At 67.0% G+C, this 21,857-nt stretch carries 18 protein-coding genes; 8 read left to right on the top strand and 10 right to left on the bottom strand.

All coding sequences use genetic code 11. The features are described 5' to 3' along the window. Positions 1–35: 35 nt before the first annotated feature. Together ACFC3F_RS07850 and ACFC3F_RS07845 are read left to right on the top strand one after the other, a co-directional pair. Positions 36–980 carry a glycosyltransferase gene (locus ACFC3F_RS07850; protein WP_376128256.1) on the top strand — a complete coding sequence of 315 codons (945 nt, stop codon included), beginning with the start codon at positions 36–38 and terminating at the stop codon, positions 978–980. Between the two features lie 560 nt (positions 981–1,540). Beyond that, positions 1,541–2,407, top strand: coding sequence for a hypothetical protein (locus ACFC3F_RS07845; RefSeq protein WP_376128255.1), 867 nt, complete (start codon positions 1,541–1,543; stop codon positions 2,405–2,407). Positions 2,408–2,410: 3 nt separating this feature from the next. On the opposite strand, the gene ACFC3F_RS07840 is transcribed toward ACFC3F_RS07845, so the two are convergent. Both ACFC3F_RS07840 and ACFC3F_RS07835 read right to left on the bottom strand, forming a co-directional pair. Then, positions 2,411–3,442 carry a hypothetical protein gene (locus ACFC3F_RS07840; protein WP_376128254.1) on the bottom strand — a complete coding sequence of 344 codons (1,032 nt, stop codon included), beginning with the start codon at positions 3,440–3,442 and terminating at the stop codon, positions 2,411–2,413. Positions 3,443–3,503: 61 nt separating this feature from the next. After that, complete coding sequence (locus ACFC3F_RS07835; RefSeq protein ID WP_376128252.1) at positions 3,504–4,073, bottom strand: hypothetical protein; 570 nt, start codon at positions 4,071–4,073, stop codon at positions 3,504–3,506. 169 nt (positions 4,074–4,242) lie between these two features. On the opposite strand from ACFC3F_RS07835, the gene ACFC3F_RS07830 reads away from it, so the two are divergent. Then, positions 4,243–6,495, top strand: a complete 2,253-nt coding sequence (locus ACFC3F_RS07830) for a hypothetical protein (protein ID WP_376128250.1) — start codon at positions 4,243–4,245, stop codon at positions 6,493–6,495. A gap of 19 nt (positions 6,496–6,514) precedes the next feature. Here ACFC3F_RS07830 and ACFC3F_RS07825 read toward each other — a convergent pair whose 3' ends face one another. The 6 genes from ACFC3F_RS07825 to ACFC3F_RS07800 form a co-directional block, all read right to left on the bottom strand. After that, on the bottom strand, positions 6,515–7,420 hold the full coding sequence (locus ACFC3F_RS07825; RefSeq protein ID WP_376128249.1) for a glycosyltransferase: 906 nt from the start codon (positions 7,418–7,420) through the stop codon (positions 6,515–6,517). 13 nt (positions 7,421–7,433) lie between these two features. Then, on the bottom strand, positions 7,434–8,396 hold the full coding sequence (locus ACFC3F_RS07820; RefSeq protein WP_376128248.1) for a glycosyltransferase family 2 protein: 963 nt from the start codon (positions 8,394–8,396) through the stop codon (positions 7,434–7,436). 22 nt (positions 8,397–8,418) lie between these two features. Further along, the gene (locus ACFC3F_RS07815) at positions 8,419–9,252 is read right to left on the bottom strand and encodes a hypothetical protein (RefSeq protein WP_376128246.1); all 834 of its coding nucleotides are present in this window, start codon (positions 9,250–9,252) and stop codon (positions 8,419–8,421) included. Position 9,253: 1 nt separating this feature from the next. Next, the gene (locus ACFC3F_RS07810) at positions 9,254–10,084 is read right to left on the bottom strand and encodes an ABC transporter permease (protein WP_376128245.1); all 831 of its coding nucleotides are present in this window, start codon (positions 10,082–10,084) and stop codon (positions 9,254–9,256) included. 1 nt (position 10,085) lies between these two features. Beyond that, positions 10,086–11,300, bottom strand: a complete 1,215-nt coding sequence (locus ACFC3F_RS07805) for an ABC transporter ATP-binding protein (protein ID WP_376128243.1) — start codon at positions 11,298–11,300, stop codon at positions 10,086–10,088. A 65-nt stretch (positions 11,301–11,365) separates the two neighbouring features. Next, positions 11,366–12,373, bottom strand: a complete 1,008-nt coding sequence (locus tag ACFC3F_RS07800) for a glycosyltransferase family 4 protein (RefSeq protein WP_376128241.1) — start codon at positions 12,371–12,373, stop codon at positions 11,366–11,368. 111 nt (positions 12,374–12,484) lie between these two features. On the opposite strand from ACFC3F_RS07800, the gene ACFC3F_RS07795 reads away from it, so the two are divergent. The 3 genes from ACFC3F_RS07795 to ACFC3F_RS07785 are packed head-to-tail and all read left to right on the top strand — an operon-like array spanning position 12,485 to position 16,543. Then, on the top strand, positions 12,485–13,633 hold the full coding sequence (locus ACFC3F_RS07795) for a glycosyltransferase family 4 protein (protein WP_376128239.1): 1,149 nt from the start codon (positions 12,485–12,487) through the stop codon (positions 13,631–13,633). A gap of 9 nt (positions 13,634–13,642) precedes the next feature. Beyond that, a complete protein-coding gene (locus tag ACFC3F_RS07790; protein WP_376128237.1) occupies positions 13,643–14,551 on the top strand; it encodes a glycosyltransferase family 2 protein in 909 nt (302 codons plus the stop codon). Positions 14,552–14,587: 36 nt separating this feature from the next. Next, on the top strand, positions 14,588–16,543 hold the full coding sequence (locus ACFC3F_RS07785) for a glycosyltransferase (protein ID WP_376128236.1): 1,956 nt from the start codon (positions 14,588–14,590) through the stop codon (positions 16,541–16,543). Here the strand turns inward: ACFC3F_RS07785 and ACFC3F_RS07780 are convergent. Further along, entirely contained in the window at positions 16,534–17,670 is a 1,137-nt protein-coding gene (locus tag ACFC3F_RS07780) for a glycosyltransferase family 4 protein (RefSeq protein ID WP_376128308.1), read from the bottom strand. The two genes, ACFC3F_RS07785 and ACFC3F_RS07780, sit on opposite strands and share 10 nt — an antisense overlap. A 92-nt stretch (positions 17,671–17,762) precedes the next feature. Between ACFC3F_RS07780 and ACFC3F_RS07775 the strand changes: the two genes are divergently transcribed. Together ACFC3F_RS07775 and ACFC3F_RS07770 are read left to right on the top strand one after the other, a co-directional pair. After that, entirely contained in the window at positions 17,763–18,785 is a 1,023-nt protein-coding gene (locus ACFC3F_RS07775) for a glycosyltransferase family 4 protein (RefSeq protein WP_376128234.1), read from the top strand. Next, positions 18,782–19,900, top strand: coding sequence for a glycosyltransferase (locus tag ACFC3F_RS07770; RefSeq protein ID WP_376128232.1), 1,119 nt, complete (start codon positions 18,782–18,784; stop codon positions 19,898–19,900). The genes ACFC3F_RS07775 and ACFC3F_RS07770 overlap by 4 nt, the downstream gene beginning before the upstream one ends. 62 nt (positions 19,901–19,962) lie before the next feature. On the opposite strand, the gene ACFC3F_RS07765 is transcribed toward ACFC3F_RS07770, so the two are convergent. After that, the gene (locus ACFC3F_RS07765) at positions 19,963–21,510 is read right to left on the bottom strand and encodes a sugar transferase (protein ID WP_376128230.1); all 1,548 of its coding nucleotides are present in this window, start codon (positions 21,508–21,510) and stop codon (positions 19,963–19,965) included. Positions 21,511–21,857: the final 347 nt, after the last annotated feature.

The following is a 21,857-nucleotide window of genomic DNA, read 5'->3' as shown; positions in this document are numbered from 1 at the left end:
GATGTGGCTCGTAACTGGAACGGGGAGTCCAATCGGTGACGCACAGTGAGGAAGTCGCGGAGTCCGCGCCGACAGTGACGGTCGTCGTTCCCGTCTACGAGGACCTCGCGCGATTGAAGATGTGCCTCGCGCTCATCGCCGCGCAGGACTATCCTGCCGAACTCATCAACGTGATCGTCGTCGATAATGCGTCTCGAACGGATCTGACACCCGCTCTGCCGCCAGGGGACCCACGCTTCACGCTGATTCGCGAGATGCAGCGCGGCTCCTACGCAGCCCGCAACGCTGGCCTGAAGATCGCAGAGGGCGAGATGCTCGCCTTCACGGATGCCGACTGCTTGCCGCACCCCACATGGATCAGCACAGCGGTGGCGATCCTGACCGAAGAAGGTCATCCGCAGGCTGTCGGCGGTGACATCCATTTGGTGTTTCGAAACGGCATGCACCCGCGCAGCGGACCGGAGCTGTACGAATCAGCCCACGAGTTCCCCCAACGTCGGTTCGTCGAAGTGGACGGATTCGCCGCGACCGCGAACCTCGTCGTATCCCGTTCGGTCATGTCACGCGTGGGGCCCTTCAACGCCGCTCTGAAATCCGGAGGCGACCAGGAGTGGGGCAAGCGACTGCATGCTAGCGGCGCACGGATGGTGTTCAGTGCACGCGCGGTGGTCGATCACCCGGCGCGATCTTCGTGGTTCGGGCTGGCCAAGAAGACCGTACGAGTCGAACGGGGGATCAGTGCATTGACCGTCGGGCAGCAGAGTTCGGAAGACCGCCGGTACATCGGCCAGCAATTGCGGATCGGGCTCGGAATCTGGAGGGCGGTGTGGCGTCAGGACTGGCCCGCTTCCCGCGGTGAAAAAGCGAAGTACGCTGCAGCGCAGAGCTGGGTGAACGCGTTTCGGATCGCAGAGCGAATACGCGCGAGATCCTCGCAACGCATACGAAGCCGTGGTCTTTCCCGATCGATCACACCGTGACAGACACACGGTTCGCGGCGCTTGCACTGCTTCCTCTCATCAGGCCCGGCGACCAGGTCTTGTGCGTCGCTTCGGATTGGGGCGCGCTTGCGGATGCACTGACCCATCTCGGGGCGTCTGTCACCACCGTCGGACCGGACGAGAGCCGTCTCCTGCAGGGCAGACGATTCGCGGTGGCGTTCGTCGATGTGCGCCAGTTCGGACCAGCGGGGGTCGAACGGTCGAACACGCGACGACTACTGTCACACGTGCGGGAGAACCTCACACCCGACGGAGTCGTGGTTGTGGCGGCTTCCAACCCCCTCCGTGCGCGGATGCGCGGTCGGCGCTCGCTCCCGGGTGCGGGAGTGTCGTTGTTCTCAGATCCCGTGCGACCGTGGGGCGCGACGCTCCGCGGCACGGGCCTGTCCGTGTCCCGACTGCTCATCCCGCTGCCGTCGCTCGATCACCTCGAGGTGATCGTGCACGCCGAATCGCTGCGTCGTGGGCGGGACACCGCGACGAACAGCACTCGACAACGGCTCGGTAGATTTCTCGCCCGGGCAGGTCTGGGAAAGTGGATGGCGCCCGACTACCTGGTCATCGCGCGAGCCCATCGCGCGGCGACCACGTCGGTGACGCGCGCGGAGGAGCTGTCATCCAACCGCGCGACGATCATGGCGCGCACACATCCACGCGTGGTCATCGACGCGGAGAGTGTCTTCCTCAAGGTGCCGCTCTCCGCCGTTGAAGAGCGCAGAGCCGAGCAAGAAGTCCAACGCACCCGCGCAGCATTCGCCGGGCCGTGGGGGCACTATGCCCCGGAGAACGTAGAACTGGTGGAGCAGGGCAGGCTCACGGTGTGCCGGTATGCGCGGTACGACGCCGTGCCGACGAGCTTGGGGGAGTACGAGCGAGACGTGCTCACGGTCCTGGACGCCCTTGAGTCCGGCGAGACCGGTCAGATGTCATCGACCGACCTCTACCGGCGCCTGCAATCACCCCGCGAGCCCGCGAACTTCGAAGACGACGACCTCGAGAACCTTCGGTCCCGCTTACTCGGACAGGGGACGCTGCCGGTGCTGATCGGGCCATCCCACGGCGATCTGCACCGTGAGAACGTGCTCCGGTTGCGCGGGGGAGGGATCAAGCTCATCGATTGGCCACGCGGCGAAGACCGTAACCCGCGTTTCCTCGACGCTGTGTACGCCACGTTGGACCTTCACCGTCGGCGTGCGGGTGCCAGCCTCAGCGAAGCGGCCATCGCGTTCATGAAGAACGACATCGAGGGGCCGCTCGCCGAGAGGGCCGGCGAACTGCTCGGCTCGATGAGTCGGGAGGATGTCATCCTCTGGCGAATGCTCCACGCGATGAGTTTCTACGCGCACGATGCGCGTCGAGACCCGGGCAATCAGACGTTGCAGACACTGCGGCGACTCTGGGGCTGACCGTCACCCCGAGGAGATCGACCCGACGCTCTTCACACTTGCTTCTCGGGGGGAGGGTCGCCGGATTTCCCGGAAGACATCGCGTGCACCGAGTGCGACAACGGCGCTGCCGACGACGATGCAGACGATGAGGTCGTAATCTCCCGTGTACGCCAACGAACCGCCGAAGATGAAGAAGGACCCGCCGCCGGCGATTCGCGTCACGCCATGCCACACGGTGGCGAACACGGCGATCGCGACGGCAGTGATGCGCGCGGCAGAGTAGGCTCTTTCGCCCCTCGCGGGCCATGGCAGCGTGGCCAAACTGAAGAACGCCGCGTAAGCCACGATCTGCGTTGAGAACGTGATGTTGAGCACCAGCGCATTGACAAGATGGAAGCTCGCCGCGGCAAGCAGCCATAGACGCCAGGGAACACGCCCCCACAGCAACCAGATGAAGCCGCTGACCTCGAACAGCACCGCGATCACATCCGCTGCTTTGAACGCCAGCAGCAGAACGCCCGGAACGAGGCCGGCGAGCAATTGGGGTTCCTGCAAGTCCATTCGCGGGTAGTACCAGCTCAGGAAGCCGCTCACGCCCAGATCAGGTGTGAGCCAATATCGGCTCTTCTCGACCCCTGCGACCAGGAACCCGAAGCACAGGGCAACACCGAGGAGCGAGAGGCCCTGTGCTATCCGTCGCGGAGCCGCCTTGCCCCAGTCTGCGATCAGCATGCACACGAGCACGAGTGCAATCGCGATTTGGTGAGAGATCTTGCCTTGCGAATAGGCGAACGTCGTACTCACGATGTAGGTCACGAGCGCGACGGACGTCGAGATACGGGTGGCCCACCCGCATGTCATGGCGCAGATTGCCGCGAGCCCGACGAGATCGACGATCGTGAAGAACGGGGACGGCGGGAACCCGCCGGCCATGCTGGACAGGCTCAGAAGCGGAGGCGTAAAGAACGCATCCGGAGTCTGGTCCAGCCACGAGAACCAGCGGGCGTCGAAGAGCAAGAGGTAGAGCCCGAAGACCCAACGGAAGACCCCCAACGATCCTGGGGCAACCCGGGTCGAAGCCGCGATTCGGCCCCACGCCCATAGCAGCGCGCGATCAACCAATGAGGTTCACCTCCTCGAGGACCTCTCGATCCAGTTCTCGTCCGGTTCTGTGATCGATCGTCACCCGCTCCTTGCGAACGATGAGGGTTTCCTCGCTCAGGCCCATTGAGCGCAACTGACCCGCCAGCCACTCGCGGGCGCGTGTTGTCTCTTCGAGCGTGGGCACCGCGCGCGGAACCTCGAAGACGAGGTCGATTCCGCGGACGACGACGGATCGCGTCGAAGACCGATCTTGACCGAACCTCGACGCGATGAGACCGCTGAGTTGAGACGGTGGGATCGGATCGAGAAGCAGGGCTCGGTCGACGACGCGTTCGACTCCTGCCGGAGTGTAGGCGACGAGAGTGTCTGACTGGAAAGCAGCTACCCCGTCCACGACATGCGTTTGGATCTGTCCTCCGCCGGGGAAGATGACCGCCGGATACGGCTCTTCTCCAGTGAGGGTCAGGATGGCGAACGGCGCCGCGAGCACAACGGCGATCCCCAACGTGGCCCCCAGCCCGAACAGTGGTCTGGCTCTGCCGTCGTCGTCGTCTCGCGTTGCCCGCTCTTTCGGTGACATCGCGCAGTCCTTCCTCACGGAGAGGAGACCAGCAGGTCATCGACGGCCCCAGGACGTCGATGGTGCACACCATATACCCGCCGGCCAGGCTGTGCCAGGCTGCGAGCGCGAGCAGGCCGGTAATGTCAGTTGCGTGATTATGGCGTCCGGGGTTCCGCACGGTGCCCGGGTGCTCGATGTCGGCGCACGTGATGCGTATCTCGGGGTGTTGCTCACCGAGAGCATCGGGGCGAAGTATCTCGGTCTCGTGTCCGCTGAAGCGCTGGACGGCGTCCGCAGCCACGCGGGACCGCTCGCGGAGAGATTCCACAAGCTCGACCCTTTGTTCAGGGTCTCCCAGAGTTCGGCGGACGTGCTCGTGGTGCGCGCTGATCGGCCGCTTTCCGTCGCGGGGTTCAGTGAACTGGCGCCCTTCCGCTGGATTGCGGTCGAGCGCGGTAAAGGCCGGCGCAGTGCGGCGACCCGCCTCGCCCTCGGGATCGCCCGCAGGCGGGGCCGGATCTCTGCGGTCGACAGCTGGACAGATTCCGCACACGCGTTCGATGTCTTTCGGCTGCACCACGAACCACCGTTGCGACCACGCGTCTATTTCTCACCAGTGTGGGGCGTTACGGGGCTCGCGCGACGGCTCGAAGACGCGGGTTTGGAGTATGTCGTGCTGCGCTGGTTCACGCAGCTGCCGCAGATGGCCCCCGGCGAGGACCTCGACATCTTGGTGCGCGACGAACACGCCGAGACCTTTCGTGAAATCGTCGGCGCCGAGCCGGGCACGATCCCGATCGACCTTTACAGCGAAACCGGTCTTGACGGCTATGACTTCCGCGGCGCTGCCTACTATGTTCCTTCGCTCGCGAAGACGATTCTGGATCGCTCTGTGATTCATGCGAGCGGTATGCGCGTGCCGGCTCCCGCCGATCACCTGCACTCGCTCGCGTACCACGTGCTCTACCACAAGGGGTTTTCTGCCGGCCTCGCATCGTCTCTGCCACATAGCCCCCTCGAGGAGCCGGCCGAGCATGACTACGCGGCCGCACTCACGGAGGCTGCGGAGAGTGCTGGGTCACACATTCCTCTCGATATGGAGGGCCTCGACGACTACCTCGGGCAGCAGAAGTGGCGGCCGCCGCTTGATGCCCTTCGCCGGCTGTCGAGCTCGAACGATTGGGCTGCTCGCCGCATTGACGTCCGGAAGGACGCGTCTGGCGTGGAGGGGGAGCTTGCGGTCTTCGTCATTCGTGAGCGCCTGGAAGAAGTCGTCTCGCTTGATGACGTACGCGGGATCCTGGAGCATCTGGGTTTTCAGATTGTTTTCACGCATCGCCTGGATGCTGCTGCCCGCGGCCGTGCCGCAGCTCACATCCGCGGAGGTAACTGGGGGCGTGGGCCGTATCCGGCCAGCGGAGGGGGTCCCTCCCTGGTCATCGCAGCGCTCCACTTCGCTCCTGAATCGGTGGATCCCGCGCTGAAATCACGCTATCCGCATCTCACCAACGCCGACATCCTCGCGGCGAAGGTGACCGTCCGTGACCTCGTCGATGCGACGCTCGGAGAGTCCCGCGCATTCAACGGGATGCACTCTGCGGACGACGAGACCGAAGCCTGGCACTATCTCGAACTCGCTGCTCCGGAATCCGTCGCGCGGGTCCGAGAGATCGTCGCAGCCGGCCGCGCGGCGCAGGGCGTTCCGCACGGAACGACGAGAACGCTCAGCCGCGGGCGACGCGCTCGTGTCGACGTGCGAGCTACCGATGCAGGAATTGTCGTGCGGAAAACGTTCGTGCCGGGCGCCCGACGGCATCTCGAGCGAGAACTCGCTGCCCTCGACGCGCTGGCCACCAGTGATATCGCTCCGGAGGTGCTCGACCGCGGCGAAGACTGGTTCGAGATGCCGTACTACCGCAACGTGCTGACCCGTCGACGCCGTCTGCTCCCTCTGCCGATCCTCCGACGCATGGTGGCGGTACTCGATCAGCTGCACGCCGCCGGCTTCGATCTGGTCGACGCGAAGCCCGATAACTTCATCATCGATGAGGATGGTCGCCTACTCCTGGTCGATTTGGAGTTCGCCTACGCCACGACCGGGGAAGCCGAAGCCCGGCGGACGCTGGTCGACGGCCCGGAGTTCTCGTCTCCGGACCCTCGACGCTATCCCGACGTCCCTGTCGGCGACTCGTCCTACGGCGTGCGCTGGCTTCCGCACTCCGGAATGCCCCCCGCGGTGCTGATCAGTGGCGGTGCCTTCGCACAGCACCGCCATCGGTCCGTCTACCGGATTCGCCAGAGCCTCTGGGCACCAGGGGCCCCACCGCGAGCACTGCTCAGGTATGCGCGCGATGCGCTCCGGGGATGGCGCCGGGGGATGCGGCAGTCCGCGCTGAGCTTGCTCAACGCTCGATCAGCCCGCGGTCAGGGGAAGACGTGAGGGCTGTCACACCGGCCGGCTATGCGCCGGGGGTGCCGTCGCCAACCTGATGCAGGTCCTCCACCGTGGCGCGTCGCCATCCAGACGACCAACCGATGCGCCAAACCAGATTCGCCCACCTTGCCGGACTCCCGGCTGCGCGGACGAGACGCCCGAGCTTGGCTGACCCGGGGGATTCTTCAGGCGGGGCTCCGTCCTCGAACGGGTGCTGGTCGAGGCCGGTCGTCGAGGCTGCCAGCAATGCGTACTTGTGTGTCATCCTGCGGGCGCCTCGCCCGTAGGTGCGAGCCTGTCTGTAGACGGCGCGGAGCCCGACACGCTGCTGGACGTATAGCAGCATGTCCGGAGCAAACGTCAAGTGATATCCGGCCAGCTGCGCACGGATGCAGAAGTCGTCGTCTTCTGCGGTGAACTCGGACTCATCGAATCCGCCGATGGAGTCGAAGACGGCGCGGTGCATGGCCATGTTGTTGCTGCCCGCGGATACGAAGCCGGGAAGGTAGGACAACGCTGAAAGGCCGTCAAGCTGCGGTGACCACGAGACTGAGAACGCGCCTTTGCCTCGGAGGTGCTCGATGTCGAGCCGTCCAGCCGCGAACGAGTGCTGTGACAGCGCGTGTCGTGCTGCCCGGCACCATCCGTCCGCGACGATATCGTCTGCGTCACAGAAAGCGATCCACTCCCCTCCGCTCTCTGAAACCCCGATGTTGCGCGCGGCGCCAGGCCCGCGCCTCGAGGAAGCATCCACGAGACGGATCTCGGGGTACCGTTCCGCCATCGTCCTGACGACGTCGACGGTCCTGTCGGTCGAGCCGTTGTCGCAGACGAGGATCTCACGTGGCGCGCTTGCTTGACGGGCGAGTGCCTCGAGCTGACGCCCCAGCGTCTCGGCCGCGTTGTACGCGGGGATGATGATGCTCATCATCGGGCGATCCGGCTCACCTGCCATGATGAGCCCGTCGGTCATCTCGACGGGCGCCAAGAGCGGCGAATACCCCGCTGATCAGCCCTCGTGCCTCAGTGAGGATCAGAGTCGGCCCAGCGAAGACACGCAGTCGTTGCAGCGGCGACAGTCGTGTGTCTTGGCGGGTGCGTGCGCGCAGCTCACTCCTCAGCCGGGAGAAGTGGCGGGGCTGATCGCGCAGCGCTGACCAGATGTATCGCGTCAGGAGCGGATCGCGCCATCCGAACAGGCGCACGAGCAGTACGACGTGGTTGCGTCGCGCATAGTAGATGTGACGCCGATCGAGCCGCTTCCTCCTGAGCATGTCGCGCGTAGCAGTCTGCGTCACGATGGCTGTGGGTTGCAGCACGAGCTTGCCGCCTGTCAGGCCCAGCCGCAGCGAGATGTCGGATTCCGCGGCGTGGCCCGTTCCGGGGTATCCTCCGCGGATGCCGCCGATAGCATCCAGCGCAGTGCGGCGGAAAGACATGTTCGCCGCGCCCTGGTGATCGACGTCGATCTGTCTTCCGGGATCTGCGGCGAAGTTGTCGGTGAGTCGACCGTCGGGTAGAAGTCGGCCGATTTCGCCGCGACCCTTGATCGCCTCGCCTTCGATGCCATGTAGGACGCGGCCGCACACCGCGACGACTCGTGGATCGGCGTACGGCACGGTCAACTCGCCGAGCCACCGTTCGTCGACGTGGGCGTCATCGCCGATGAAGGCGACGATGTCGCCCGACGTCGCGGCGTAGCCGGTGTGGCGAGGTTCCGGGGTGGGGCCGGAGTCTGACTTGTGCCGCACGAACCGTACGTCCGGAAACTCATCCGATAAAGATCTGCTCATCCGATCATCTGATGAATCGTCGACCACAACGACCTCGAGCGGCGCGGGCACGAGCTTTTCGATGTGCTGAAGACAGGTTCGAAGGTGTTCGGGTCTGTCCGCCGTGACGATCACAACACTCACTGAAGCTGTCACGTCACGACTCCGGCGGACCGACACGGACGACACGGAACCAGTCTCGCCGCCGCAGGGGCGAACTGAGCGATGTCCGCCACGGGTGACGCTGTCGCTTCGCCCAGCGGGCGTATACGGCCGGTTTGGTGTAGTCGGCGGCGTGCCCCGACCAGCCGAACTTGCGGCGGATGGTGTCGTGGTCCCGCACCCACGAGTAGTGCAGCACCGCGGACTGCGGTGAGACGACCTCGTGCACGATCGTCTCGTGGTGGTGCGCGGGATCCGTGTTCCACGCACGCAGGTCGACTCGGTGAAGGGCGACGTCCGCTTGGCGGGCGTGCACGAGCGTGGTTCCCGCCCGCACCGCGAGGGGGCCGGGATACGACGCGGCAGGACGCAGGAAGCGCGTGCTGGCTTCCAGGTAGCGGTTACCGCCGACGTGTGCATACAGCCAACGCGACGGGTAGTACAGCGCGGATGCTCCCCTCGCCTCAGCGCGCAGGAGGGAGCCGAAGAATCGCGGTGCGTCGAGCATCACTTCGTCGGTGTCGAGTTGCAGCACCCAGTCCGCCCCGTCGGATGCGACGTCCAATGCCGTCTGACGCTGGAAGGTGTCGTTATCGAGGGGATGCTCATCGAGCCTTGCGAAGCTGCCCGGTGCGCGGACGCATTTGCCCTCGACGTCGAGCGCGTCGACGATGGCGAGACATTCTTCGACGGGCAGGTTGGTGCCGGTCCACGACTTCGCGTCCTGGTCGTAGGACAGCACGATGCGGTCCACGTGCGCGTAGTACGCCTTCAGGCTCTCGGCGAGGAACGCCGGGTCGGCCATGAGGGCGTACGCGGTGACGCGCATGTCAGATGTAGTCCGCGAACTCGCGCTCGTTCTTCTGGAAGACGAGCGTGCCGAGGAAGAACACGAGGGGCGCTCCGATGACGATTGCGAGGATCTGCCAGAGGGGAGGCGCGGGGGTGCCCAGTGCCGACCAGCGAAATGCCTCCAGGAACCACGTGACCGGGTTGATCTGGAACAGCCATCGGATGCTGTCCGGCACGGCCGACAGCGAGTAGGCGAGCGGACTGGCGTACATGAGCACCTGCAGGAACCACGGCAGCACGTACCCCACGTCGCGGTACTTGACGAGATACGCCGCAGCCGCGAGACCGAACCCGAGCCCGAGCAGCAGGATCAGCATGACCCATACCGGCAGCAAGAGGATCGCCCAACCGGGGTTGATGCCGAAGATGAACAGCAGCACGACCAGCAGAACGAAACCGACGAGGAAGTCGACGACGATCGACGCCAGGCTCGAGATCGGCACGAGCATGCGCGGAAAGAAGACCTTCTGCACGAGTGATTGGTTGGCGACCATCGACGATGAGGCGCGACCCAGCACACCGTTGAAGAGATTCCACGCGAGCATTGCGGCGAGGGTGAAGACGAAGGTCGGGATGCCGTCGGTCGAGAGTCCTGCGATGACGCCGAACACGATCGTGAAGATGCCGGCGGTGACGAGCGGCTGGAGGATCACCCACGTGACACCGAAGATCGTCTGGCGGTAGCGGACGATGATGTCTCGCTGCGCGAGCCGGACCGCTACTTCGCGTGCGCGCCAGATCTCGCGCCACGGCGGAAGATTCAGTCGCCCGGGAGGTGTGATGACGGTGCGCTGCACATCAGGTTCCATGTCAGACCCCCTCGTACTCGAAGTTCACGAACACGAGCCCCTTCTCGGTGCTGGAGGATTCGGTGAACTCGGGGTACGGCAGGTCGGGCAGCACTTCGAAGCGCCACGCGCCCTCCCAGGCATCGAGAATGCCGGCTTGGCAGGCGTAGAGATCGACCGTGTACTGTCCGGGCTTGAGCCAGAGGTCGCGAATGATGAGCCGGCCGGACTGGGGCTCTGCGGGATCGAACCAGGCGCCGACGAGCCGGGAGTCGCACTGGGCGATGACGGACCCCTGGTCGTTGTTGATGTGAGCCGACACGAAGTACGACCCGATGAGCTTCTTGCCTGGCGGAGCAGTGAAGTCGATGACGATGTCCTCGCCGGACTTGACGAACTCATCTTCCATCGAGACGCGTTCCAGGCGGAGTCGCCCATTGCCCGGCCGCTTGGTCGCATCGCTCTGCGCGAGCGCGAAGCTCTCGAAGCTGTCGCGATACGCCTGCAGTGTGCCCTCAACGCTGCCCGAGTACGCGAGCTTGCCGCGGTCCAGCAGCATCGCCGAACTGCACAGTGCTTGGACGGTCTGCAGCTGGTGGCTCACGTAGAGAACGGTTCGGCCGCCCGACGCCGCCTCGCGCATCTTCTGGATCGACCGCCGCTGGAACTCCGCGTCACCCACGGCGAGCACTTCATCGATCACAAGGATCTCGGTGTCGAGGTGCGCCGCGACCGAGAACGCCAGGCGCACGTACATGCCGGAGGAGTATCGCTTCACCGGCGTCGCGAGGAACTTCTCGATGCCCGAGAACTCGACGATCTCGTCATAGCGCTTCTGGATCTCTTTGCGGGTCATGCCGAGAATGGCGCCGTTGAGGTAGATGTTCTCCTTGCCGGTCAGCTCGGGGTGGAACCCGGTGCCGACCTCGAGGAGCGACCCGACGCGACCGTTCAACTCGATGCGCCCGCGAGAGGGTGCCGTCACCCGGGTGAGCAGCTTCAGCAGTGTCGACTTTCCCGCACCATTTCGTCCGACGATGCCGAGCGCCTCGCCTTGCGGCACGTCGAATGACACGTCGTCGAGCGCATCGAAAAGCGTGAACTTCGCGCGTCCGGTCGAGCGCACCCACTGGATCGCCGCTTGCGCGGCCGTCGTCGGTCTCTCGCCGAAGGCGCCCAGACGGTACGTCTTACCCAGCCGGTCGACCTTGATCGCGGCATCCCCCACAGTCTGCACAGGGAGAATCTACATGGTTAGAGGGCTCTCATCGTGTCGCGTCGGCGACATCGGCTCGTCGGATCCTATAATTTCGCGACCCGCCGCCATACCTCGGCATGGTGTGCGGCGCTGCGCTCCCAGGTGAATCCCTGCGCGCGCAGCCGTCCCCGCTCGGCGAGCGCACCCACCGATGATTCGTCGGACGCCGCGTACACGAGGCCTTCCGCGATCGCCGCGCCAGACGGCTCGACGAGCACACCCGCATCGCCCACGACCTCGACGAGCGAGCTCGTGCGAGCCGCGACCACCGGGACGCCGACGGCCATCGCTTCGAGCGCGGGGAGTCCGAAGCCCTCGTAGAGCGAGGGCACGACGACGGCGGATGCTCCGGCGAGGAGTCCTGGGATGAGATCACCGCGCACGCGGCCCAGGAGGCGTGTGCGCGGCAGCTGTGCGAACAGTCGCGTGCGTCGTGGATGCTCCGGCCCGGACAGCACGAGAGTCAGATCGGGGCGTGCGGAAGCGACGTCAGCCCAAGCCTCCGCGAGCGCGTCGAGGTTCTTCCGTTTCGACGCGCCACCGGCGTGAAGAACATAAGAGCCGGTGATCCCCAGGTTCGACAGCGCACGCGAATCGAGAGCCTCAGCATCGAAGAAGCGCTGATCGACACCGTTGTGAATCGCTTCCACGCGATCGATGCCCAGGTACTCGGCAACGTCGTCGGCCGCGAACTGCGACGGGGCGATGACCGCGGCCGCGCGGCGCAATTCGTCGGCCGCGAACGGTTCGGGTGAGGACTCGTCGTCGAAGCGCCAGGCGACGGTGTCGTGGATCGTGATGATCTCGGGTACGCGGGCGGGGGGCATTCCGAACCCCATCCGGTGAACGATGTCGGCGCCGCGGTACATGGTGGCGCCGATGGCGCGTCGCACCGGTCGGGGCGCCCGCGAGAGCACCCACGTCGGCAGGCGCGTGGTTCCCGGCAGTTCGGAGCGCATCGAACGGACGATCTCGCGGCTCACCGACGAACCCGCCCCGAGCGCGCGTGGTGCACGACGGATGATCTCCTCTTCGTACACCTGCTGACCCATCGGGGCAGCGGTGGCTATCGTGGCGAATGTGACGCGAATGGCGCGTGACCTCCGAATCGGTGCGGCGCAGGGCGCCAGGGTATCGAAGCGAGCGTAGTGGGAGAAGGTGCCGTGGCCGAGGTCGTGCTGGTGGCGAGTTCCTTCCTGCCCCGTGTGGGGGGCGTGGAGGAACACGTTCTGCACGTCGCCCGAGAGCTGCGCCGTCAGGGCATCGACGTCGCGATTTGGACGGTCGATCAGCGGGATGACGTGCCCGCCGATGTCGACGGCATCCCGATTCGCGTGCTGCCGTGCCCGCTGCCCGCGCGCTCGCTTCGCGTGCTCGCGTCTTTCGCATGGCGTGCGCCCCGTGCGCTGGGCAGATGGTTCGCCGCTGTGCGGCACGACCGCCCCGCGGTCCTGCACGTGCACTGCTTCGGGCCGAACGGAGTCTGGGCATCGGCGATCGCCCGGATGACCCGCCGGCGTCTGGTCGTGACGAGTCATGGCGAGACTCTCGGTGACGCCGACGACGTGTTCGGCGGTTCGGCACTGCTGCGTCGCGCACTGCGCGAAGCGCTCTCCCGCGCAGCAGTCGTGACCGCGCCCTCGCGCTCGACGCTCACCGACCTCGAATCCCGGTTCGGCTTGCGCGCCGGCGGCGGCGTCATCGTCGCCAACGGTGTGAACCTCGACGAACCGGCGGCCGATCCGCCCGCTGGCCTGCCCGAGCGCTACGTGCTCGCCTATGGACGACTGGTCAGGACGAAGGGTTTCGACCTGCTCCTCGACGCCTTCGCGGCGGCCGAGCTTCCGCCGGACGTGCACCTTGTGATCGGCGGCGACGGACCGGCGCGAACGGAACTCGAATCACTCGCCGAGCGTCTGGGAGTCCGCGAGCGGACCCATTTCTGCGGGCGGCTCTCCCGCGGCCAAGTCGTGACGGTGACCCGCGGGGCGCTCGCGCTCGGCGTGCCGAGTCGCGCGGAGTCTTTCGGCATCGTCGTGCTCGAAGGATGGCGGGCCGGCATCCCCGTGATAGCGACATCCCATGGCGGGCCGCCCGAGTTCGTCCGAGACGGGCGGGACGGATGGATCGTGGACCCATTCGACACGCCTGCGCTCGCCGCCGCGCTTCGACGAATCGTGGATGACCCCGAGAACGCGGCGACGGTGGCCTCCGCCGGCCGAGCGCGGGCGAAGGAGTACAGCTGGCGACGCATCGCACTCCAGTACGCGCAGCTTTACGCCCACGTCGGTGGCGTGCGCGCTCGCCGATAGCATCGCGGAATGACCCCGCGTGCCGACCTGGTGAGCGTCATCATCGCCACCAACCGCACCAGCCCGTTCCTCGCGCAAGCGCTGGACTCCGTGCGTGCCCAGACGCACCCGCACGTCGAGGTCATCGTCGTCGACGACGGATCACCGGACCCGAAAGAGGTCGCCGCCGCCGTATCCGTGCTGCCAGAGGTGGAACTCATGCGGCAGGAGTCGTCCGGCGTCAGCACCGCTCGCAACAGCGGCGCGCAGGTATCGACAGGCACGTACTTGGCCTTCCTCGACGACGACGACAGATGGCACCCTGATCGGCTCGCGGCGCACGTCGCGTTGCTCGAGGAACACGGTGATGCCGTGGCGGCATACTGCGGGATGCGCACGATCGGGGAAGACGGCGAGGTGCTGCTCGACGCGGATCAGGTGCCTGTCGACGGTCCGTCCGACATCGCGCGACGTCGCACCGGCATCATTCTGCCGAATCTCGTCATCCGGCGTTCGGCCTTCGACGCGGTGGGTGGTTTCGACCTCGGCCTGCAGTTCGCCGAGGACCTGGATCTGCTCATCCGGCTGTCTGCGCTCGGGCCTGTCGTGTTCGAGCCTCGGACGCTCGTCGACTACCGCGCTCACGAGCACAACACGACGCGTCGGCACCGCGACCTCGTGCGCGGCATCGCGACGGTGCTGAGTCGTCACCGCGAGCGCGCCGCCGGTGATGGTGACGCCGAGCTCATCGCGGCATTCGATGAGAGCATCCGCAAGAATGCGCGATTCGCGTGGTGGTCGGCGTCGCGCGCCGCGAAGGCGGCGCTGCGTGAACGCAAGCCGGCGAGGGCGATCGGTGAGCTGGCCTGGGCTCTGCGCGTCGCACCGGGCGGCCTCGTGGACGGCGCCTGGCGTCGAGTCCGCGGGATCCGTGGCTGACCTCGTCGCTAGGCTCGTGCCGGGAAGGAACGGCCAGTGAGAGTTCTGCGAGTCGCACATCATGCGGTGGTCACGGCCTGGCGTGAACGCGAGCGCCGGCTGCGGGCCCGCGGGGTCGACCTGCTCCTGATCTCCGCGAAGCGGTGGAACGAAGGCGGGCGCCGCGTATCGCTCCAGCCCGGCGCCGACCGATTCGTGCGGGGCGCAGCCACGGTCGGCACCCATCCGAACGCGTTCCTGTACGACCCGCGGCCGATCTGGCGTGCCCTGAAGCGCCGGCCCGACGTCATCGACCTGCACGAAGAGCCGTTCTCACTTGCGACCGCCGAGCTGCTTCTGCTGCGTCGCCTGCGTCGCAGCCGCGCGCCGTACGTGCTCTACTCCGCGCAGAACATCGACAAGACCTACCCGATCCCGTTCCGTTGGCTCGAGCGCTACGCGCTGCGCCACGCCGCGGGCGCCTACGTCTGCAACCGCGAGGCGGGCGAGATCCTCGCACGAAAGGGTCTGCGCGGCCCCGCCGCGCTCATTCCGCTGGGCGTGGACACCGCGGTGTTCGCGGCCGCGGACAAGACGGCTGCCGCGCCGACGCCGGTGATCGGATACGTGGGCCGACTCGAGCCGCACAAGGGCGTCGCGACGCTGCTGCGCGCGGCAGCATCCAGGCCCGACTGGCGCATCGAGATCACGGGCGAGGGGCCGCAGGAGCAGGAACTCGCCGCACTCGCCGCCGAACTGGGCGTGTCCGACCGGGTCGCCTTCCTCGGCTTCGCGCAGGGCGCCGAGCTCGCCGAACGCTATCGCCGCCTGGATGTGGTCGCCGTGCCGTCGGTGCCCTGGCCCGGTTGGCTGGAGCAGTTCTGCAGGGTGGCCGTCGAGGCGATGGCATCCGGTGTCCCGGTCGTGGCGAGCCGCTCGGGTGCCATCCCCGACGTCGTCGGCGAGGCCGGCATCCTCGTCGAACCGGGCGATCCCCACGCGCTGCGCGACGGCATCGACCAGGCGCTCGAGCCCGGCACGTGGCGCGGCCTGCGTGCGCGCGGTCTCGAGCACGCTCAGAACTTCACCTGGGAGCGCGTCGCCGAGCAGCAGCTCGCTCTGTATCGCGAGGTCGCGCCGGCCAACGACACCGGTCGCGATCGTCCCGTCGAGGTCGTCGCGATCGCGTACGGGGATCCCGAGCTGCTCGACGGGGCGCTCGCGCACCTGGGTGACGGTTTTCCCGTGACGATCGTCGACAACTCCTCGTCTGCTGAGACCCGCGCGATGGCAGAGCGGCGCGGCGCGCACTACATCGACCCGGGCCGCAATCTCGGCTTCGGCGCCGGCGTCAACGTGGCGCTTCGCTCGCTCGCCGATCGCGGCGCCGAGGGGGCTGACGTGCTCCTTCTCAACCCCGACGCGCGCATCGCGCCGGACGCCGTCGGCGAGCTGCACCGCGTGCTGCACGGTTCGGGACGCATCGCGACCGTCGGTGCCACCCAGACCGAGCCCGGCTCAGGCTCACCCGTGCGGGTGTGGTGGCCGTTCCCGCGTCCTCTCCGTGCCTGGCTCGACGCCGTGGGGCTCGGGCGGCTCGACAGGGCGAAAGGGTTCGCGATCGGGTCGGTGCTGCTGCTGCGCGCCGAAGCGATCGCAGAGATCGGCCACTTCGACGAGCGGTTCTTCCTCTATGCAGAAGAGGTCGACTGGCAGAAGCGGGCGACGGATGCCGGTTGGCGCATCGCCGTGGCATCCGTCGAGGCCACCCACATCGGGGCAGGCACCGGAGGTGACGGCAGCGTGCGCGAGGCGCTGTTCTTCGCCAGCACCGAGGAGTACCAGCGCAAGCACTTCGGCGCCTTCGGGTGGCAGTCGTTCCGTGTCGCGATGATCGTCGGTGCGACCATCCGCGGGGTGGTGCTGCGCGGCGCACGCGGTGACGACGCACGGCGCCGCCGCCGCATCTTCGCGCGCGGGCCGGTGCGGTACCGCACCGAGCTTCAGCGCTGATCCGGCAGGGGACTCGCGCGCTTCTCGTCGAGCACCTGCCGATAGACATCGAGCGTGCTCTTCGCCACGGCATCCCAGGTGTACGCGGACACGTCGCGCTGCGCGCGCGCGCCCATCGAACGACGCACGGCGGCATCCGTCACGAGGGGCTCGAGCGCACGCGCGATCTGCCGGCCGTCGCGCTCGATGAAGACGCCGTTCTCGCCGTCGACGACGAACTCCTCGGTGCCGTTGACCCGGGTCGTCGCCAGCGGCAGGCCGGCGCTGGCGGCTTCGAGCGTGACCAGCGCGAACGCTTCGTAGAGGGTCGGCAGCACGAAGACATCGGCGGCCTGGAAGTAGTCCTCCACTGTGCTCGAATGGCCGGCGAAGACGATCCGGTCGCCGACGCCGAGCGCCGCCGCTCGCGCTCGGTACGAGGTCTCGTCATCTCCTCCGACGACGAGCGCGCGGGCGGTCGGCGGCAGATGCGGCAGCGCGTCGATGAGAGGGGCGAGTCCTTTTCGTCGGAATTCCTTGCCCACCCAGAGCAACACGACATCGTCGTCGGCGAAACCGTGACGGTTGCGGACTGCCTGGCGTCGCTCCGCGGCGTCCTGAGGTTGGAATCTGGCGGTGTCCACGGCATTGGGGATCACGGCGATGAGCTCAGGAGGAACGCCGTAGTGCTCGGTCACCTCACGGCCCACGCCATGAGAGACCGCGATGACGCGCCGGAATGCACCGGGGCGGTAGTTCGCCTTCTCGACATGCAGCACGGCGTGATGCAGAGGGTTCGCGATCGCGCGGACCGCCTCGCCGTTGCGGAACTTCATCTCCCACCACGCCCGATGACAGCTGTGCGCAGTGATGACGTCCTGAGTGCGCAGCGCGCACCCGCCCTGGTTGTGGAGCAGATCGAAGTGCTTGTGCTCGAGGTGCCGTGTCGCAGCCGAGGAGTATGTCAGGGGAACGAGGAAACCGGGCCCCCGCGGTTCCGGGACCCGCTCCCAGGCGAGTTCGGGACCGGGAACCGGGTCGACCCCGGTAGCCACCAGCGTCATGTCGATCGACGATGAGAGTCGACGGGCCACCTCGTATGACGCGCGCTCGATGCCCCCTTCGTTGTTGAAGCGGTATGACGACATCGCGACACGCACACGGCCATGCTAGCCAGCGGCTCCGCCGGGGCATCTCTCATAGACTGCAACCGGCCGAAGCGGAGGGCGAACGTATGCGAGTGACGCATCTGGTCTGCTCCGATGGGTTCGCCGGTGTGGAGCGCTACCTCGCAAACGTCGCGACCGGTTTGACCCGTGACGGCGTCGAGGTCACGGTCATCGGGGGCGACCGGCGGCAGATGACGTCCGCCCTCGCGAGCACGGGGGTCCGATGGATGCCCGGCGACGATATGCGCGAGGCGATGCGCACGCTCCGCGCCACCGCCGCGCCCGACGTGCTGCACACGCACATGTCCCAGGCCGACCTCGTGGGCTGGCTCTATCGACGCGCGCCACGTGCTCGTCGCGTGCGCCAGGTGAGCACGCGACATTTCGCGGGGCCGCGCGGACGCAGCCCGCTCTCTCGGGCCGCGTTCCGGCCCGTCGGCAGGTCGCTCGCCGCGCAGATCGCCATCTCGCAGTTCGTCGCCGAGAACGTCGAACCGCCCGCCGAGGTCGTGTACTCCGGCGTCGACTCGACGGATGCCGCACGCCCCCGCGAACCGTTCGTGCTGGCCGCGCAGCGCCTCGAACCCGAGAAGCACACGGCCGACGTCATCGATGCCTGGGCGCAGTCGCGCGGACCGCTCGACGGGTGGACGCTCAAGATCGCGGGCGACGGCGCCGAGCGGGCTGACCTGGAGAAACGCGCGAAGGAGCGCGGCGTGGGCGACAGCGTCGAGTTCCTGGGCCATCGCCCTGACGTTCCCGACCTGCTCGCGCGCGCGAGCATGGTCATCGCTCCCACCCGGCGCGAAGGGCTCGGAATACTCGTGCTCGAAGCGATGGCGCACGGTACTCCGGTCGTCGCCTCCGCGGGCGGCGGACACCTCGAGACCGTCGGAGTCGCGACCCCAGAGCTTCTCTTCCCGAGTGGCGACACGGCATATGCCGCACGAGTCATGGACTCGTTGATCGCCGATGACGGCCTGCGTGCTCGCGCGGGGGAGGCGGCCCGCGCGGCACAGCGCGGGCGCTTCACTCTCGATGCGCAGGTGCGTGGCATCCGTGCCGTTTATGACCGTCTCGGAGTCGGCGAATGAGCCGCGATCTCGTCGTTCTGTCGCTCGAGCCCTGGGACGACGTGTGGCGCCGGAACCAGTACCTCATCGACGGTCTTCTCCGCGGTGACGAGGATCTGCGCGTGCTGTTCGTCGAGCCCTCCAACGACCTGCTGCATTCCGCGGTCAGTGGACGCCGGATCCACCGCGGACGAGGCCTTCGTACGGAGCCGGGATATGAGGGGCGGCTGCACCTTCTGCAGCCGGACAAGCTCTTGCCGCGCCTCGCGGGACCGGCCGCCGACGCACTGTTGCGACGTCGCGTGCGAGGGGTGGCGGCATCGTTGGGGATGCACGCACCCGTGCTGTGGGTGAATGATCCCGGGTGGGCTGGCCTCGTCGCTCGGACGGACTGGCCGAGCCTTTACGACATGACCGACGATTGGCTCGCCGCGGATCGTCCGTCGCGCGAACTTCGACGGATCGCGGCCAACGAAGAGATCCTCATGCAGCGCACGGACGCCGTCGTCGTGTGCTCGACGGGGCTGCGCGACACTCGCGCGCCGCGCCGCGACGTCGTGCTCATTCCCAACGCCGTCGACGTGGAGCGGTACCGGTGGCTCCGTGAACGTCCCGCCGATCTGCCGGAGCGCAGTGCGCTGTATCTCGGCACGCTCCATGAGGACAGGCTGGACGTCGGACTCGCCCTGCGCGCCGCCGATGAAGCGGCATCCGTAGGGGGGCGGATCGTCTTCGTCGGACCTGTCGCGCTCGCCGCCGAGAGCGCCGATCGGCTGGTGGATCACCCCGCGATCACGCTGCTCGGGCCTCGCGCGTGGACCGACGTTCCCGGCTATCTGCAACACGCGACGGCGCTTATCGTGCCGCACGTCGTGAACGACTTCACCGACAGCCTCGATCCCATAAAGCTGTACGAGTACCTGGCGGTCGGGCGCCCTGTCGTGAGCACCCCCGTCGCCGGCTTCCGTGATCTCGACACGGCTGCTGTGACGGTCGCCGGCGGCAGCGATTTCGTCGAGGCGGTCTCGGAGGTTCTCGTGAGCGAACCGGCACGGGCTGCGATGCCCGACGTGCCTGACTGGGCGGAGCGGGTCACGGCATACCAGCAGGTGCTGGAACCGCTACTCGAGCGCTGACGGCGTGGTACGGCCACGTGACGAGGAGTCGGGTCACCTCGTCACGTGGCCGAGTCGATGGGTCAGTACGCCCCTCGGGGGGCGATCATGACCTTGGCCGTACGCCACATGATCATCAGGTCGCTCATGACCGACCAGTTCTCGACATAGCGCAGGTCGAGGCGCACGCTCTCTTCCCACGAGAGGTCGCTGCGACCGCTGATCTGCCAGAGACCGGTGATACCGGGCTTGATGAACAGACGGCGATAGACCTTGCCGGCGTACTTGCGCACTTCGCTGGGAAGCGGTGGGCGGGGGCCGACGACGCTCATATCGCCGCGCAGGACATTCCAGAACTGAGGCAGCTCATCGATGGAGTACTTCCTCAGGAAGGCGCCGATGCGCGTCACCCGCGGATCGTTCTTGATCTTGAACAGCACGCCACTGCCCTCGTTCTGTGACTCGAGCTGGGCCCGCTGCTGTTCGGCGTCATTGCCCATCGTGCGGAATTTGAGGATGCCGAACTCCTGGCCGTCGCGGCCGATCCGCGTCTGGCGGAAGAAGACGGGTCCGCCGTCGTCGAGCTTGATGAGCATCGCCACGACAGGCATGACCAGCAGAGAGATCGGGATCATCACGAGGAGCGAGAACACGATGTCACCGACGCGCTTCAGCGCGTGATGACCGCCTTCGAACTCGGGGATCTTCACGTGGATGAGGGGGAGTCCATCGACCGGTGCGAGCGAGATGCGGGGCCCCGCGACATCCGCGATCCGACTCGACAGGACGAGCTCGGATGCCGTGCCCTCGAGCTCCCAGCTCAGCCGCTTGATGAAATCGGGGTCATCATCGGGGCGATTCGCCACGATGATCGTGTCGGCGCCGTGCGTGCGCGCGTGAGAGGCGACGGAGTTCATCGTGCCGACGACATCGTAGCTGCGGTCATGGGCGATGATCCGGTCGCGGGGGCCGTCGGAAGGCGCGACTCCGATGATCGTGTAGCCGCCGGACCCTGCCTCATCGAGCGTGCGCAGGACGTACTCGATGTCGTCACTCGATCCCGCGACGATCGCGCGCTTCGTGAAGGCGCCCGACGCCCGCTGGTTGTGGAGCCATTTGCGCAACATCCAGCGGCCGGCGATCAGGGCGACCGTGCCGGCCGGCAGCGCGAACAGGAGATCCGGCCGCAGCTGTTGCCACTGGAAGATCAGGAACAGCGCCGCAAGCAGGCCGAACGTGTGAGCGGAGGCATGCGCGACCCGCTTGTACTCGGTCGACCCCGACCCCATGACAGAGGTGGCGCGCGACTGCACGACCGTCAGCATGAGCATCCAGGTCGCGACGGTGAGGACGGCGATCAGCCCGCCCGTTGCGGACGCGCCGTCGACGAAGAAGGTGACACCGGTGGTGGCTGCGACCGAACCGATGATCACGAGCCCGTCCGTCACCTGCAGCCGCAAGGCGTACTGCCGTTCCCAGGCGCGGCGGCGTTCGAGCGCCTGCTCGACGCGCGGCACGAGCGTGAGTGTCGGTGCGGTGTCCACCGCGCGAGGTGCGGCGACAGGCGTGCCGAAACCGGCGAGCGTGTCGAGTCCTCGAAGAGTTCCTGCGCCCAGTTCGATCGCGCTCACGAGCCACCACCGCTACGGCGGGGGTCGCTGCGCAGGGCATCCCCAAATGCCATTGCCGAAAATTCCCCAGTGTTGCGCGGCGCCTATGCCATCGGGCTCCGCTGCCCCAGTGCACTCACGACAAGGCCCCAAACCTTATCTCGGGAGTGCATCCCACTGCGCCCCCCGGTGCGCCTATCACACTAGCGTGCAAGGTCGCTGGGGGGAAGGGTGAATTGTGCGTGACGTCTGGGACAACGAGAAGCGGGGGTGACGCACGTGGTGTGCGTCACCCCCGCGAGGGGTACTGCGGTTTACTCGAACAGTGACAGGGTCATCACCGAGGTGTAGCTGCCGGATGCGGCGGC

This window comes from Microbacterium sp. NPDC055910, assembly GCF_042271185.1.
GTDB lineage: Bacteria > Actinomycetota > Actinomycetes > Actinomycetales > Microbacteriaceae > Microbacterium.
This window is presented reverse-complemented; position numbering and strand designations above follow the sequence as displayed.